Genomic DNA, 13,991 nt, shown 5'->3' with positions numbered 1-13,991 from the left:
TCCCGCGGGCCGTCCGCCTCCCTCCGTACAGCCGAAAGGCCGCTCAGGCGTGCGGGCTGACGATCCATTCGCCGCGCCGCATGACGCCCTTGACGTCGAACCGGTCGTCGAGGACGACGAGGTCGGCGTACTTGCCGGGCTCCAGGGAGCCGACCTGGTCGTAGAGGCCGATGAGCTTCGCCGGGTTGGCGGAGATCGCCTGGACCACGGACTCGACGGGCAGTTTGTCGACGGTGACCGACCGCTTGAAGGCGGTGTCGAGGGTGAGGGTGGAGCCGGCGATGGAGCCGCCCTCCACGAGCCGGGCGACACCGTCCTTGACCTCGACCTCCAGCGGGCCGAGGTGGTAGGTCCCGTCGCCGAAGCCGGCCGCGTCCATCGCGTCGGTGATCAGCGCGACGCGGTGGGCGCCCGCGTGGTGGAAGGCCAGCTCCAGCATGGCCGGGTGCAGGTGGGTGCCGTCGTTGATGAGCTCGACGGTGACCCGCTCGTCCTCCAGCAGCGCGGCGATCGGGCCGGGGGCGCGGTGCTCCAGGCCGGGCATGGCGTTGTAGAGGTGGGTGGCGACGGTCGCGCCGGCGTCGATGGCCTGGCGGGTCTGGTCGTAGGTGGAGTCGGTGTGGCCGATCGCGGCGATGACCCCGTGCTCGGCGAGCAGCCGTACGGAGTCCAGTCCGCCGGGGAGTTCGGTGGCGAGGGTGACCATGCGGGCGGCGCCGTGCGCGGCGTCGATCAGCTTGCGGACCTCGGCCGGGTCGGGGTCGCGCAGCAGGTCCTCCTTGTGCGCGCCCTTGCGGCAGGGGTTGATGAACGGCCCCTCGAAGTGGACGCCGGCGATCTCGCCCTGCTGGGTGAGCTCGGCGAGGAGGGCGGCGCGGCGGGCGAGCTCGTCGAGGTCTCCGGTGACGGTGGAGGCGACGAGGGTGGTGGTGCCGTGCTCGCGGTGGGTGCGGACGCCCTTGAGGACTTCCTCGGCGGTGCCGGAGGTGAAGGAGGCGCCGCCGCCGCCGTGGTTGTGCATGTCGACGAAGCCGGGGACGATCCAGTGCCCGGACAGGTCGACGGCCTGGGAGCCCTCGTGGGCGCTGCCCGCGATGCGGGCGCCCTCGACGATGACCCGGCCGTTCGCCACGGTGCCGGTGGGCAGCACCACCCTGGCGCCGGAGAGAACGGTGCTGTGTGCGCTTCCGGACATCAGGCAGGTACCTCCGTGGCGAGTAGGTCCCAGGCGAGCAGCCCTGCGCCCAGGCATCCGGCGGTGTCCCCGAGGGCCGCCGGAACGATCTCGGGCAGTCGCTGGAACGTCACGCGTTCCTCGACGGCGGCCCGTAGTGGTGTGAACAAGGTTTCCCCCGCCTCGGCGAGCCCGCCACCGATGATCAGCGTGCGCGGGTCCAGCAGGGTGATCGCGGTGACCAGCCCGTCGGCGAGTGCGCCGATGGCGGCCAGCCACACCTCCTCGGCCCGTACGTCGCCCGACTCGACGGCCTTGGCGCAGTCCGCGGCGTCCGCCCCGGGGTCGCCGGAGGCGGCCGCCCAGGCGCGGGAGACGGCGGAGGCGGAGGCCAGGGTCTCCAGGCAGCCGCGCTGTCCGCAGCCGCAGGCGGGGCCGCCCGGGCGGACCACGATGTGGCCGATCTCGCCCGCGTAGCCGTGGGCGCCGGCCTCGATGCGGCCGGCGATGCCGATGGCTCCGGCGATGCCGGTGCCGAGGGGGACGAACAGGAAGCGTTCGGCGCCCTGTCCGGCGCCGATGCGCCCTTCGGCGAGGCCGCCCGTGCGCACGTCGTGGCCGAGGGCCACCGGGATGCCGCCGAGGCGTCTGCTGAGCAGGTCGCGCATCGGTACGTCGCGCCAGCCGAGGTTCGACGCGTACACGGCGATCCCCTGTTCGGCGTCGACGATGCCGGGGACGGCGACGCCCGCGGCCGAGGCGGACGTACCGAAGCGTTCGCGGCCGAGGTCCAGCAGTTCGGAGGCGAAGTCCAGGATCGTCTCGACGACGGCTTCGGCGCCCCGCTCGCGGCCGGTGGCGCGGCGCGCTTCGTGCAGCAGGGTGCCGTCCGCAGCGATGAGGGCGGCCTTCATCCCGGTGCCGCCCACATCGAGGGCGATGACGTGTTTCACGGGTTTCACAGGAGACAGTCTCGCGTGCTCGACGGCCAAAGGTCTAGTCCAATGAGGGGGAATGTTGAGTAGCCATACAAATTCGAGGCCCCCTCCGGACACGGTCCGGACACGGTCTGTGAGAAGGGCCGTTCCGGATGTGGAGGAGCCGCCAAAGTGGTGTAGACCTTACGTCGAATCGTACGTACAACCAGGGGTGGATCGAGAACTGTGAAGGGCCGTTACCTGAGCCTGGCCGCATCCGGGGCCGTGCTGTGCCTGACCGCCGTGACACTGACCGGCTGCGGAGCCGTGTCCGGTCTCACGGGGGACAACGAGGTGACCCTCCGGGTCGTGGCGGCCGACTACGGCGACAATCCGCAGAACTCCTCCGCGACGTACTGGAAGGACCTCGCCGCCGGCTTCGAGAAGGACAACCCCGGCATCCACGTCGAGGTCAGCGTCTACTCCTGGTCCGAGGTCGACGCCAAGGTCGCCGACATGGTCAAGGCCGGAAAAGCCCCCGACATCGCGCAGATCGGCGCCTACGCCGACTACGCGGAAGCGGGCAAGCTCTACACCGCCGACGAGCTGCTCTCCGTGAAGACCGAAGCCGACTTCCTCGGCCCGCTCGCCGACGCCGGCAAGGTCAAGCGCGTCCAGTACGGCATGCCCTTCGTGGCCAGCACCCGGCTGCTCTTCTACAACACCAAGCTCCTCGGCGACGCCGGGATCATCCCCAAGGACGGCGCCACCCCCTGGCAGCCCAAGAGCTGGGCGGACCTGGAAGCGGCCGCCAAGAAGCTCAAGGGCGCGGGCGTGAACACCCCCTTCGCGGTGCCGCTGGGCCGCGAGGAGGCCCAGGCCGAGTCGATGATGTGGATGCTCTCGGGCGGCGGTGGCTACACCGACAACGAGGAGGCGTACTCGATCGACTCCCCGGAGAACGTCAAGGCCTTCGAGTTCCTGCGCGACAAGATGGTCGGCCAGGGCCTGACCGGCCCCGTCGAACCGGGCAAGCTCGACCGCCAGGCCGCCTTCGACGCCTTCACGCGCGGCGAGGTCGGCATGCTCAACGGCCACCCCACGCTGCTCAAGCAGGCCGCCGGCAAGGGCGTGAAGTTCGGCATGGTGCCGATGCCCACCGCCGACGGCACCGACCACTCCGCGATGGGCGTCGCCGACTGGGTGATGGCCTTCAAGAACGGCCACAAGAAGGAGTCCGGGAAGTTCCTGGACCACCTGTACTCGGCGAAGAACGTGACCGCCTTCACCAGCAAGTACGACCTGCTGCCCGTCACCACCAGCGGCTACCGGGCCATGGAGTCCGCCACCGGAGGCTCCGCGACGCAGCTGAGGACCTTCCTGACGGCCCTGCCGAACTCCAAGCTCTACCCCGTCGGCAAGAAGTCCTGGGCGGGCGTCAGCGAGGACATCAAGAAGAACATCGGGCAGGTCGTCCAGCCCGGCGGACAGCCCGCGAAGGTCCTGGAGGACATCGCGACCACGGCGCGCAAGGCGGACGAGGACCACTGAGGCGGCGCCTTTGCTCCCGCGGCGCTGTCGGAGGGCGGCGTTAATCTGGCCGTATGACGGACGACGGGCAGGTGGAGGCACGGACGGACGACGGCGCGGGCCCCCCGTCCCGCCGTCTGACGGACGTCGAGACGGCCGTACTCGCCTACGAGGGGCGCAGCTGGCCGGGCCCCGGCGCCAAGGAGCGCGCGATACGCGAAGGGCTCGGGCTGACCCCCGTCCGGTACTACCAGCTGCTCAACGCCTTGATGGACGATCCACGGGCGCTGGAACACGCGCCGGGCACCGTCAACCGGCTCCGCCGGATACGCGAGGCACAGCGCGCCAGACGGTAGCCGGACGGTGGCCGTGCGGTCACCGGGCCCCCGCGGGGGACTGGGCGGGGCACTGCGGCGCCGGTAGGGTCGTGCGTATGGCGAGCGATCCGCACGACCAGCCGATACCCGTCCCCGTCACCGCGGCCGGACGCGAAGGGCTCGAAGCCCTCCTGCGCACACCCGGCCGGGCCGTCGTCGCCCTCGACTTCGACGGCACCCTCGCCGACATCGTCCCCGACCCCGACCAGGCCCGCGCGCACCCCGACGCCGTCCCGGCGCTCGCCGCGCTCGCGCCGCAGGTCGCGGCGGTGGCCGTCGTCACCGGCCGGCCCGCCGGGGTCGCCGTCCGCTACGGGGGCTTCGCCGGGGTCGCCGGACTGGAGCACCTGGTGGTCCTCGGCCACTACGGGGCCGAGCGCTGGGACGCCGTCAGCGGCATCGTCCACGCCCCCGCCGAACACCCCGGGGTGGCGGCCGTACGGGCCGAGCTGCCGGGCTTCCTCGACGCGATCGGCGCGTGGCGCGGCACCTGGATCGAGGAGAAGGGCCGGGCACTGGCCGTCCACACCCGCCGGGCCGACGACCCGGCGGCGGCGTTCGCGGCGCTGCGCGAACCCCTCGCGGAGCTCGCCGCGCGGCACGGCCTGATGGTCGAGCCGGGCCGCGCGGTCCTGGAACTGCGCCCCCCGGGCATGGACAAGGGCGTCGCCCTGACGGAGTTCCTCGAGGAACGGGACGCCGGGGCCGTGCTGTACGCGGGCGACGACCTGGGTGACCTCGCAGCCTTCTCGGCCGTCGAGAAACGCCGCGCGGACGGCCTCCCGGGCCTCCTGGTGTGCAGCGGCTCGGCGGAAGTCCCGGAACTCGCCTCCCGCGCGGACCTGGTCCTCCCGGGCCCGGGCGCGGTGACGGCGTTCCTGTCACAGCTGGCGGGGGCGTTGCGGGGGTAGGGGTACGTCGCCTCGCCTCGAGCCCGCCGGGCGGGGCGGTGGCTGCCCACCCGCCTCCCGGGGCGGGGCGGGAGGCCCGGCGTCCGTCCCTGGGCGGGGGAGCACAGTCGGCCCGCCGTCGGACGTCGTCGCCGACTCCGCGATCACTCAGCGCGACTCCGGGCCCGGCGGAACCTACGCACGCCTCGCCGAGCTGGGCCACAAACCGGTCCACTTCCGGGAGGAGATCCGCTCCCGGATGCCCTCGGCAGTCGAGGCCGAGCGGCTGTCGCTCTCCCTGGGCACACCTGTCATCCAGATCGTCCGCACCGCATTCGCCGAGGACGGACGTGCCGTCGAGGTCAACGCGATGACCCTGGACGCCGCTTCCTGCGTACTGGAGTACGACTTCGACGCCTAGACGGCCGTCGTCCGATGAGTCTCGCGGTCAGCCGCTGAGACGAGAGAAGCGCGTAGCGATCTGACGCGTCTGGAGGGGGCTGGTGGCCTTCTCGTCGTCATTTCGTGCGGGTAGGGCCGCGCCTTGGTCCCGGAAGGGACTGTGAGCTGCTCGGATGGTCGGATGGCGGCCGAAGGCAGCCCGCCGCATCGCTGACAGGGCCGCTCCTCCTGTCTCTCCGCCCCGTCCCGTTCGTTTGGGGGTTTCCCGGCAGTCTTCGTTTTTCCGGGGCGGGACGGTCTGTCAAGGGTGGCCGAAGGCCATCGCGAAGCGACGCGACGAAGGAGCGCCCTTGACAGGCCGGCCCGACACGGAAGGACGATGAGACTGACGGGAAACCCCCAACCCCTCCCTGAGACCGCCCCGCCGGGACGCTGCCGTCGTGGGCTCCGGCCGACTGTGCCCCTCCGCCCAGGGACGGACGCCGGGCCCCCGACCCCGCCCGGGAGGCGGGTGGGCAGCCACCGGCGCGCCCCCGGGGGTCGAGGGGGAGATAGCGGGCCCGCCCCTCGGGGTTGTCGGGGTCAGGCCGTCAGGGCAGCCAGTTGGGCTTCGAACCACGCCGACGGGGGGAGGGCTGTCGCGGCGGCTGCCAGGCGCTTTGTGCGTTCCGCGCGTTCCGGGGACGGCATGGACAGGGCTTCGTGGAGGGCCTGGGCCGTCGCCGTGACGTCGTACGGGTTGACCGTCAGGGCGTCCTCGCGGAGTTCCCCGTAGGCTCCCGCCCCGGTGGACAGGACCAGGGCGCAGCCCTGCTCCGACACGACCGGGATCTCCTTCGCGACGAGGTTCATCCCGTCCCGCACCGGGTTGACCAGGGCCACGTCCGCCAGCCTGTATGCCGCCAGGGAGCGGGTGAAGTCGTCCTTGACGGAGACCAGGACCGGCTGCCAGTCGGGGGTGCCGAATTCGGTGTTGATGTCGTCCGCGAGGGTGCGGACCGACTCCGTGTACCTGCGGTACACCTCGAGGTCCTGCCGCGACGGGTACGCCGACGCCAGGTGGACCACCCGGCCCCGCCACTCGGGGCGGGTGGTCAGGAGCTCCCGGTAGGCGAGCAGGCCGCGCAGGATGTTCTTCGACAGTTCGGTGCGGTCCACGCGGACGATCGCCTTGCGGTCGCCGACCTCCGCCCGCAGCTCCGCCAGCTTGGCGTCGACCTCCGGCCGGTGCGCGAGCGCCCGCAGGTCGTCGCCGTCGACGCCCAGCGGGAAGACCGCCACTTCGGTGCGGGAGGTAGGGGAGAGGGCCGGTCCGGCTCCCGCACGGAAGGCGTCCGCCCACGCCCCGGTGTGGAACCCCACCACGTCCGCCCCCAGCATCCCCCACACCAGCTGCCCCCGGACGTCGTCCGGCAGCATCCCCAGGTACTCGGGCGACGCCCACGGCGTGTGCGTGAAGTGCGCGATCCGCAGGTCGGGGCGCAGTGCGCGCAGGGCGCCGGGGACCAGCGCGAGGTGGTAGTCCTGGACGAGGACCGACGCCCCTTCGGCGGCCTCCTGGGCCAGGGCTTCGGCGAAGGCCTGGTTGTAGGCGGTGTACGAGTCCCAGCGCCGCCGGAACTCCGCGTCGAAGACGGGCTCGCGGGGGACGTCGTAGAGGTGGTGGTGGGTGAACCAGAGCACCGAGTTGGCGATGCCGTTGTACGCGTCGTCGTACACCGCGGGATCGATGTCCAGCATCCGGACCCCCGGCTCGGCGACGCCCCGCCGGACGGCCTCCCGGTCGGCGTCGGAGAGGGCCGCGCAGATCCACAGGGCCTCCGGCTGCCGGGCGAGCGCCGCGGACAGGCCGGAGACGAGGCCGCCGCCGCCGCGCCGGGCGGTGAGGGTGCCGTCTTCGGCGAGGGAGTAGGAGAGCGGGCCGCGGTTCGCCGCGACGAGTACCCGAGAAGCCTGGGGAGCCTGAGAAGCCATGCCGCGAACCTAGCCCGGGCGGCCCCCGCTCAAACTCGTGTGCGTCTCGCGCCCCGCACGAGCGCCCCGCACGAGCGCCCCGCTCAGGCCACGCGCCGCCCCGCCGCGTACTCGGCGATCTCCGCCATCGGCGGCCGCTCCTCCGTGTCCACCGGGTAGGTGCGCGGTACGAAGCCCTCCGGGCCGCGCTCGAACTGCGTCAGTTCCGGCCGTACGAGGTGGGCGCGCGAGAGCCGCAGCTGCGCGGTGCGGTAGATCGCGGCGGCCATCCGGCCGAGTGCGAGCCCGTCCTGGTGGCGGTGCAGCCGGACCCCGACGTCGACCTGCGCCAGCGCGTCGAGTCCGACGGTGTGCAGCGCGTCCACGAGGAGGCCCAGCTCGACGCCGTAGCCGACGGGGAAGGGCAAACGTTCCAGCAGGGAGCGGCGTACGGCGTACTCGCCCCCCAGCGGCTGGACGAACCCGGCCAGCTGCGGCCAGTGGAGGTTGAGCAGCGGCCGGGCGACCAGCTCCGTCACCCTCCCGCCCTGACCGGGGGCGTCCCCCAGCGGGCGGTCGTACATGGCCTTGACGAACTGCACCTGCGGATCGGTCAGCAGCGGGCCGACGATCCCGGACACGAAGGTGGCGGAGAAGTCCCGCAGGTCGGCGTCGACGAAGCAGACGACGTCCCCGGTGGTGGCCAGCAGCGAGCGCCACAGCACCTCGCCCTTGCCGGGCAGCGCCGGGATCCGCGGCAGGATCGCGTCCCGGTGCACGACGCGCGCGCCGGCCTTCGCCGCGACCTCCGCCGTCCGGTCGGTGGAACCGGAGTCGACGACCACCAGCTCGTCCACCAGAGGGGTGGCCGGGCCGTCCATCAGGTCGCGCCGGATCACCTCCACGATCTGCCCGACCGTGGCCTCCTCGTCGAGTGCGGGCAGCACCACGCTGACCGTCGTCCCGGCCGCCCTCTTGCGGTCGAGGAGCTGGTCGAGCGGTCGGTCGGCGGCGGCCCAGGAGCGGTCGGCCAGCCAGCGCTCCACCTCATCCAGCACTCTCAGCACTCCCTGGTCCATCGGCGGTTTCGGGCGAAATGTGATCCATCTCGCGGTTCGGACGGCTGTCTCAACCACCCGGCCCTTCGGTTACAGTCTTGAACAACGCGAAGGACCACCGCATGCCGGGGGTCCCCGCGTACAAACGCACCGGCGCGCCAGAGAGCGCGTGTGCCGGTGCCATACCGCTCATCCAGAGGGGCAGAGGGACACGGCCCGTTGAAGCCCCGGCAACCCTCCAGTCGGTTCTCGCGATCGCGCATCAGCGTCGTCAGCGAGGTCCCCCGGCTAGGGAAGGTGCCAATTCCGTCTCATGGCGAAGTGCGCCATGGGGAAGATGAGGAGAAAGGGCCTCGCCATCATGGCTGCACAGACTGTCGCCACCTCTGTCGACCTCGGACCTGCCAACGGTCTTTCCTGCCGCGAGTGCGGTACCCGCTTCGAGCTGGGTCCCATTTTCGCCTGTTCCGAGTGTTTCGGACCGCTGGAAGTCGCCTACGACCTGCCGCTCGGTGACCCGGAAGCCCTCCGCGCCGCGATCGAGGCCGGCCCCAACAACATCTGGCGCTACGCGCCGCTGCTGCCCGTCCCCGCCGACGTGGCCTCCAAGCCCAGCCTGAACCCCGGCTTCACCAAGCTCGTGGACGCGGCCAACCTGGCCAAGGAGCTCGGCTTCACCGGCAAGCTGTACGTCAAGGACGACTCCGGCAACCCGACGCACTCCTTCAAGGACCGTGTCGTGGCCATCGCCGTCGAGGCCGCCCGCGCCTTCGGCTTCACCACCCTCTCCTGCTCCTCCACCGGCAACCTGGCCGGCGCCGTCGGCGCCGCGGCCGCCCGCGCCGGTTTCCGCTCCTGCGTGTTCATCCCGCACGACCTGGAGCAGGGCAAGGTCGTCATGGCCGGTGTCTACGGTGGCGACCTCGTCGGCATCGAGGGCAACTACGACGACGTGAACCGCTTCTGCTCCGAGCTCATCGGCGACCCGCTGGGCGAGGGCTGGGGCTTCGTCAACGTCAACCTGCGCCCGTACTACGGCGAGGGCTCGAAGACCCTGGCGTACGAGATCTGCGAGCAGCTCGGCTGGCAGCTGCCCGACCAGATCGTCATCCCGATCGCGTCCGGCTCCCAGCTGACGAAGATCGACAAGGGCCTGCAGGAACTGATCAAGCTCGGCCTCGTCGAGGACAAGCCCTACAAGATCTTCGGCGCCCAGGCCGAGGGCTGCTCCCCGGTCTCGACCGCCTTCAAGGCCGGCCACGAGGTGGTCCGCCCGCAGAAGCCGAACACCATCGCCAAGTCCCTCGCGATCGGCAACCCGGCGGACGGCCCGTACGTCCTGGACATCGCGCGCCGCACCGGCGGCTACGTCGAGGACGTCAACGACGAGCAGGTCGTCGAGGCCATCAAGATCCTCGCGCAGACCGAGGGCATCTTCGCCGAGACCGCGGGCGGCGTGACCGTCGGCGTGACGAAGAAGCTCGTCGAGAACGGTCAGCTCGACCCGGCGCTGACCACCGTGATCCTGAACACCGGTGACGGCCTCAAGACCCTGGAGGCGGTGGCCGCGGACAGCGGGCAGACCGCCACCATCCGACCGAGCCTGGACGCGTTCCGCGCCGCCGGCCTGGCCTGACCTTCCCCACGACACCCGGAAAGGCGGTAGCGCCATGAGCGTCAACGTCCGCATCCCCACCATCCTGCGCACCTACACCGGCGGCGTCGCCGAGGTCCCGGCCGAGGGCGCCACCCTCGCCGAGGTCATCGACTCCCTGGAGCAGAACCACCCGGGCATCGCCGCCCGCGTCCTGGACGACCAGGGCAAGCTGCGCCGCTTCGTGAACGTCTACGTCAACGACGACGACGTGCGCTTCGAGGGTGGCCTGCAGACGGTGACCCCGGACGGCGCCGGAGTCTCGATCATCCCCGCCGTCGCCGGCGGCTGCTGACGCCCCGGGGACCCCACGGGTCCCCTCCGGTCACGTGACCGAAATTGAATTGCCCCCTCCGCTAATAAGCGGAGGGGGCAATTCTGCTTGATTGGGCGCGGTAGAGTTGGGGAAGTCCCCTCCGCTGTTCTTGCCCGCCGCATATGAGCGGGCCCGGGGAGGGTTGACATTGAGTCAACATGCGCGCGCCTTTTGGGGCTTTGGCGAGGATTGTGGGGCCCGAGTTGCCCTGACGTATGCCAAATTTTCACTCTATTTCTATGTTTCCGCGTGTCCAGAATTCTCGCCGGATTGACCTGTTGCAGACAGCACCGGTGCGGATACATTCAGCCGCGGTCGAGGCGTTCCGGCGCAAGTTCTGACCCGGGTCCGCGAAGTGCGGTCCTGCGCAAGGGCCAGTAATAGGGGAGTTAGGCATGGCTCAGGGCACCGTCAAGTGGTTCAACGCGGAGAAGGGCTACGGCTTCATCGCGGTCGACGGTGGCGCGGATGTGTTCGTCCACTACAGCGCCATCCAGATGGACGGGTACCGCACCCTCGAAGAGGGTCAGCGGGTCGAGTTCGAGATCTCGCAGGGCCAGAAGGGTCCGCAGGCGGACATGGTCAAGCTCGCGGCCGGCTGAGTCCAAGCGCGTTCGACCACCAAGGCGTACGTACGAGGGGCCCACATCCTGGACACGGGGTGTGGGCCCTTCGGCGTGTCCCGGTCTGATGACCGGTCTGATGACCGGTCTGATGACCGGCCTGATGACCGGCCTGCCGACCGGGGTGTTGACCCAAGCCGCTTGCACTCGTGGGGGTCGAGTGCTAATCATTGGCGTTAGCACTCTCCGGGTGAGAGTGCTACTAAGACGAGGACCGGGTCGGTGAGGCCCGCAGGATCCGCCGGGAAGGAACCGACGGATCCGCAGGCCGTCCGTCGCGGGCGCGGGCGCGGTCCGGAGCAATCCACCCCTGTCCGGGAGGACCACTTCAGATGGCCAAGATCATTGCGTTCAACGAGGAGGCCCGGCGCGGTCTCGAGCGTGGGATGAACCAGCTCGCCGACGCCGTCAAGGTCACCCTTGGCCCCAAGGGTCGCAACGTCGTCCTTGAGAAGAAGTGGGGCGCCCCCACGATCACCAACGACGGCGTCTCCATCGCCAAGGAGATCGAGCTCGAGGACCCGTACGAGAAGATCGGCGCCGAGCTGGTCAAGGAAGTCGCCAAGAAGACGGACGACGTCGCGGGCGACGGTACGACCACCGCCACCGTTCTGGCCCAGGCGCTCGTGCGCGAGGGTCTGCGCAACGTGGCCGCCGGCGCCAACCCGATGGCCCTCAAGCGCGGTATCGAGAAGGCCGTCGAGGCCGTCTCCGCGGCCCTGCTGGCGCAGGCCAAGGACGTCGAGACCAAGGAGCAGATCGCCTCCACCGCCTCGATCTCCGCCGCTGACACCCAGATCGGCGAGCTCATCGCCGAGGCGATGGACAAGGTCGGCAAGGAAGGCGTCATCACGGTCGAGGAGTCGCAGACCTTCGGCCTGGAGCTCGAGCTCACCGAGGGCATGCGCTTCGACAAGGGCTACATCTCGGCGTACTTCGCCACCGACATGGAGCGTATGGAGGCGTCGCTCGACGACCCGTACATCCTGATCGTCAACTCCAAGATCGGCTCGGTCAAGGACCTGCTGCCGCTCCTGGAGAAGGTCATGCAGTCCGGCAGGCCGCTGCTGATCATCGCCGAGGACGTCGAGGGCGAGGCCCTGTCGACCCTGGTCGTCAACAAGATCCGCGGCACCTTCAAGTCCGTCGCCGTCAAGGCCCCGGGCTTCGGCGACCGCCGCAAGGCCATGCTCGGTGACATCGCCATCCTCACGGGCGGCACCGTCATCTCCGAGGAGGTCGGCCTCAAGCTGGAGAACGCCGGTCTCGACCTGCTGGGCCGCGCCCGCAAGGTCGTCATCACCAAGGACGAGACGACCATCGTCGACGGCTCCGGTGACAGCGACCAGGTCCAGGGCCGCGTGAACCAGATCCGCGCCGAGATCGAGAACTCCGACTCGGACTACGACCGCGAGAAGCTCCAGGAGCGCCTCGCGAAGCTGGCCGGCGGCGTGGCCGTCATCAAGGCCGGCGCCGCGACCGAGGTCGAGCTCAAGGAGCGCAAGCACCGCATCGAGGACGCCGTTCGCAACGCGAAGGCGGCCGTCGAGGAGGGCATCGTCGCCGGTGGTGGCGTGGCCCTGCTCCAGGCCTCCTCGGTCTTCGAGAAGCTCGAGCTCACCGGCGACGAGGCGACCGGCGCCAACGCCGTCAAGCTCGCGCTGGAGGCCCCGCTCAAGCAGATCGCCGTCAACGGTGGTCTCGAGGGTGGCGTCGTCGTCGAGAAGGTGCGCAACCTGCCGATCGGTCACGGCCTGAACGCCGCGACCGGCGAGTACGTCGACATGATCGCCGAGGGCATCATCGACCCGGCGAAGGTCACCCGCTCCGCGCTGCAGAACGCGGCGTCGATCGCGGCCCTCTTCCTCACCACCGAGGCCGTCATCGCCGACAAGCCCGAGAAGGCCGGTGCCCCCGCGGGCGGCGGCATGCCGGGCGGTGACATGGACTTCTGATCGGCCCCTGGCTGATCGGCTGTTCTCACGTACCGAGGGCGGCACCCCTTCTCACGAAGGGGTGCCGCCCTCGGGCGTTTGCGGACCGCCCGGCTCAGGCGGCGGACCGCCCGACGAACACGACCTCTTCGTGGTCCTCGCCGAGGGCGATGTTCAGCGAGGCGTCGACCCTTCGGCGGCCTTCTTCTCCCGGGCCGGCTTCCAGCGGGTGTGGTTCATGAGACGTCCCCTTCCTCGCCGCGGCCGTACGCCGTGTGGGCCGGGCCGTGCGTTCCCTCGCACACGGTACGGGCGGCCACCGCCCGGCTCACTTGGTCTGGCTCGTGCATGCGCGTCTTGCGGAAAACGGTGAGCAGCACGATGCGCCGCCCTGGAGCGAACCAGTAGGTGATCCGCGTGGCGCGGCCGGCTGTGCCTCGACGAGTGAAGCCGTTCTGGTGGTTGACGCGCGGGGGGGCCTGCCCGGGTGGTGGGACGTATCGGTGGAGTGGAGGCGGGTTTGGGAGACTCGGGGCATGAGTGAGAGCAGCGCGGTGTTCGTCAAGATCTGCGGGCTGAAGACGGCGCACGACGTCGACGTGGCCGTGGAGGCCGGGGCCGATGCGGTGGGGTTCGTGTTCGCGCCCGGGAGTCCGCGGACGATCGGGGCCCGGGAGGCGTGGGAGCTCGGGGCGCGGGTGCCGGGCGGGGTGCTGACCGTGGGGGTGTTCCGGGGGCAGTCCGTCGAGGAGGTGCGGCGGCTGGCAGAGGAGAGCGGGGTGCGCGGCGTACAGCTCCACGGGGACGAGGGGGTCGAGTACTACGAGGCCCTGCGCGCCCCCGGCCGTACGCTGCTGCGGGCCACCGCCGAGCACGTGGAGCGGTGCGGCGCGTACGGGGAGGACCTGCTGCTGATCGACGCCCCCGACCCGGGCTCGGGCAAGCCGTGGAACTGGGGCTCCGAGGAGTTCACGGCGCCCGAGGGGCACTGGCTGCTGGCCGGCGGGCTCACCCCGGGCAATGTGGCGCAGGCCGTGGCGGCGACGGGCGCGTGGGGTGTGGACGTGTCCAGCGGGGTGGAGCGGGAGCGCGGGGTGAAGGACCCGGAGCTGATCCGCGCCTTCGTGGCGGCGGCCCGGGGGTAGGCCCAGAAGGTTCTGGTG

12 protein-coding genes, 1 pseudogene and 1 riboswitch are annotated in these 13,991 nt (G+C 70.9%); of the genes and pseudogenes, 9 read left to right on the top strand and 4 right to left on the bottom strand.

Annotated features, from left to right (window positions below; translation table 11 throughout):
- Nucleotides 1-43: 43 nt before the first annotated feature.
- Nucleotides 44-1,195, bottom strand: coding sequence for an N-acetylglucosamine-6-phosphate deacetylase (gene nagA, locus OOK31_RS33345; RefSeq protein WP_267091134.1), 1,152 nt, complete (start codon nt 1,193-1,195; stop codon nt 44-46).
- The gene (locus OOK31_RS33340) at nt 1,195-2,127 is read right to left on the bottom strand and encodes an ROK family protein (RefSeq protein ID WP_267091236.1); all 933 of its coding nucleotides are present in this window, start codon (nt 2,125-2,127) and stop codon (nt 1,195-1,197) included. Before OOK31_RS33340 ends, nagA begins: the two co-directional genes overlap by 1 nt.
- A gap of 210 nt (nt 2,128-2,337) precedes the next feature.
- Here OOK31_RS33340 and OOK31_RS33335 point away from each other — a divergent pair, with 210 nt between their 5' ends.
- The 4 genes and pseudogenes from OOK31_RS33335 to OOK31_RS33320 all read left to right on the top strand — a co-directional run.
- Nucleotides 2,338-3,642: an extracellular solute-binding protein gene (locus OOK31_RS33335; RefSeq protein ID WP_267091133.1), complete on the top strand. Its 1,305-nt coding sequence runs from the start codon at nt 2,338-2,340 to the stop codon at nt 3,640-3,642.
- 53 nt (nt 3,643-3,695) lie between these two features.
- Nucleotides 3,696-3,977, top strand: coding sequence for a DUF3263 domain-containing protein (locus tag OOK31_RS33330; protein ID WP_267091132.1), 282 nt, complete (start codon nt 3,696-3,698; stop codon nt 3,975-3,977).
- Between the two features lie 77 nt (nt 3,978-4,054).
- The gene (gene otsB / locus OOK31_RS33325) at nt 4,055-4,909 is read left to right on the top strand and encodes a trehalose-phosphatase (protein WP_267091131.1); all 855 of its coding nucleotides are present in this window, start codon (nt 4,055-4,057) and stop codon (nt 4,907-4,909) included.
- Between the two features lie 115 nt (nt 4,910-5,024).
- Nucleotides 5,025-5,309, top strand: a pseudogene (locus OOK31_RS33320) (UTRA domain-containing protein); the annotation flags it as partial.
- Between the two features lie 563 nt (nt 5,310-5,872).
- Here OOK31_RS33320 and OOK31_RS33315 read toward each other — a convergent pair.
- Together OOK31_RS33315 and OOK31_RS33310 are read right to left on the bottom strand one after the other, a co-directional pair.
- Nucleotides 5,873-7,264: a trehalose-6-phosphate synthase gene (locus OOK31_RS33315; RefSeq protein ID WP_267091130.1), complete on the bottom strand. Its 1,392-nt coding sequence runs from the start codon at nt 7,262-7,264 to the stop codon at nt 5,873-5,875.
- Between the two features lie 83 nt (nt 7,265-7,347).
- A complete protein-coding gene (locus OOK31_RS33310; protein ID WP_267091129.1) occupies nt 7,348-8,301 on the bottom strand; it encodes a glucosyl-3-phosphoglycerate synthase in 954 nt (317 codons plus the stop codon).
- Nucleotides 8,302-8,487: 186 nt separating this feature from the next.
- A riboswitch (SAM riboswitch) is annotated at nt 8,488-8,645 on the top strand.
- A gap of 17 nt (nt 8,646-8,662) precedes the next feature.
- Here OOK31_RS33310 and thrC point away from each other — a divergent pair.
- The 5 genes from thrC to OOK31_RS33280 all read left to right on the top strand — a co-directional run bounded on the left by thrC (nt 8,663) and on the right by OOK31_RS33280 (nt 13,973).
- Nucleotides 8,663-9,937, top strand: coding sequence for a threonine synthase (thrC, locus tag OOK31_RS33305; protein ID WP_267091128.1), 1,275 nt, complete (start codon nt 8,663-8,665; stop codon nt 9,935-9,937).
- Between the two features lie 34 nt (nt 9,938-9,971).
- Entirely contained in the window at nt 9,972-10,250 is a 279-nt protein-coding gene (locus OOK31_RS33300) for a MoaD/ThiS family protein (protein ID WP_267091127.1), read from the top strand.
- Between the two features lie 416 nt (nt 10,251-10,666).
- Nucleotides 10,667-10,873, top strand: a complete 207-nt coding sequence (locus OOK31_RS33295) for a cold-shock protein (protein WP_008743607.1) — start codon at nt 10,667-10,669, stop codon at nt 10,871-10,873.
- A 353-nt stretch (nt 10,874-11,226) separates the two neighbouring features.
- Nucleotides 11,227-12,849 (top strand): chaperonin GroEL, encoded by a 1,623-nt coding sequence (groL, locus tag OOK31_RS33290; protein ID WP_267091126.1) that lies wholly within the window; start codon nt 11,227-11,229, stop codon nt 12,847-12,849.
- A gap of 515 nt (nt 12,850-13,364) precedes the next feature.
- On the top strand, nt 13,365-13,973 hold the full coding sequence (locus tag OOK31_RS33280; protein ID WP_267091125.1) for a phosphoribosylanthranilate isomerase: 609 nt from the start codon (nt 13,365-13,367) through the stop codon (nt 13,971-13,973).
- Nucleotides 13,974-13,991 lie beyond the last annotated feature (18 nt).

This window comes from Streptomyces sp. NBC_00249, from assembly GCF_026342355.1.
Lineage (GTDB): Bacteria > Actinomycetota > Actinomycetes > Streptomycetales > Streptomycetaceae > Streptomyces.
The sequence above is the reverse complement of the archived record's forward strand: the minus strand, read 5'-3'. Positions and strand labels throughout refer to the sequence as shown.

What these genes read in the sequence shown, in the direction of transcription:
- OOK31_RS33300 (WP_267091127.1), top strand. Translation starts at nt 9,972, where the DNA reads ATGAGCGTCAACGTCCGCATCCCCACCATCCTGCGCACCTACACCGGC.
- OOK31_RS33315 (WP_267091130.1), bottom strand. Translation starts at nt 7,264, where the DNA reads ATGGCTTCTCAGGCTCCCCAGGCTTCTCGGGTACTCGTCGCGGCGAAC.
- groL (WP_267091126.1), top strand. Translation starts at nt 11,227, where the DNA reads ATGGCCAAGATCATTGCGTTCAACGAGGAGGCCCGGCGCGGTCTCGAG.
- OOK31_RS33295 (WP_008743607.1), top strand. Translation starts at nt 10,667, where the DNA reads ATGGCTCAGGGCACCGTCAAGTGGTTCAACGCGGAGAAGGGCTACGGC.
- nagA (WP_267091134.1), bottom strand. Translation starts at nt 1,195, where the DNA reads ATGTCCGGAAGCGCACACAGCACCGTTCTCTCCGGCGCCAGGGTGGTG.
- OOK31_RS33280 (WP_267091125.1), top strand. Translation starts at nt 13,365, where the DNA reads ATGAGTGAGAGCAGCGCGGTGTTCGTCAAGATCTGCGGGCTGAAGACG.
- OOK31_RS33330 (WP_267091132.1), top strand. Translation starts at nt 3,696, where the DNA reads ATGACGGACGACGGGCAGGTGGAGGCACGGACGGACGACGGCGCGGGC.
- otsB (WP_267091131.1), top strand. Translation starts at nt 4,055, where the DNA reads ATGGCGAGCGATCCGCACGACCAGCCGATACCCGTCCCCGTCACCGCG.
- thrC (WP_267091128.1), top strand. Translation starts at nt 8,663, where the DNA reads ATGGCTGCACAGACTGTCGCCACCTCTGTCGACCTCGGACCTGCCAAC.